Annotated in this window: 1 protein-coding gene; it reads right to left on the bottom strand. The window is 72.8% G+C overall.

Features of this window, described 5'->3' with window-relative positions; translation table 11 throughout:
- On the bottom strand, positions 1 to 743 hold a 743-nt coding region (locus AC5RUJ_RS17630), incomplete at both ends, for an FtsK/SpoIIIE domain-containing protein (RefSeq protein WP_494156428.1).

Here is a 743-nt window from a genome sequence, read left to right on the forward strand (position 1 = left end):
GGCCGGGCGGCAGCCGGCGGGCGCGCACGTTGTTGAGCAGGCCGCCTTCGGAGCGGTCGCCGGAGAGGATCAGGCCGGTGCTGCCGGAGTCCCGCAGCGCGGCGAAAAACTGTTCGTACATGCCGCGGCCGGCCCCGCGCACCCGGCGGGTGAGGATCACGTTCAGCTGCAGTTCCGGGCCCATCGGCAGGTATTCGATCAGCGAGCGGAGCGGGCCGGCGCCGCCGGCCGTGAGGATGTCGTAGTCATCGGCCAGCAGGACGATCCGCGGGATGCTGTCCGCCTCGCCGATGCTGTCCTGCATCGCGTCGCCGCCGGTGGTCCGCTTGGACAGCTCCGAGGCGATCGCGTTGGCCAGCGGCTCGGCCTGGGCGGCGCTCGGCGCGTAGCCGCCCAGGTAGGCGTCCGGGACCACGTCGGCCAGCGCCCGGCGGGGATCGAAGACGGCGAAGACCAGGTCCCGGGACGGGTACTGCGCCACCAGCGAGGCGACCAGGGAACGGACCAGGTTGGTCTTGCCGGACTGTTCGTCGCCCATCACGATCAGGTGGTGCTCGCCGCGGACGACGTCCAGCATTTCGGGGCCCAGGTCGGTCTCGCGCAGGCCGAGCGGCAGCAGGCCCTGGAGCGCCGGGACCTCGAGCTGGGCGGCTTCCACCACCTGCGGCAGGATGCGCACCTGCATGGCGCGGGCATCGGTGGAGGCGGCGACGGCGGCCACCATGTCACGGGTGCCCTGCGTG

The sequence above is a fragment of the Arthrobacter sp. Y3223164 genome, from assembly GCF_059091005.1.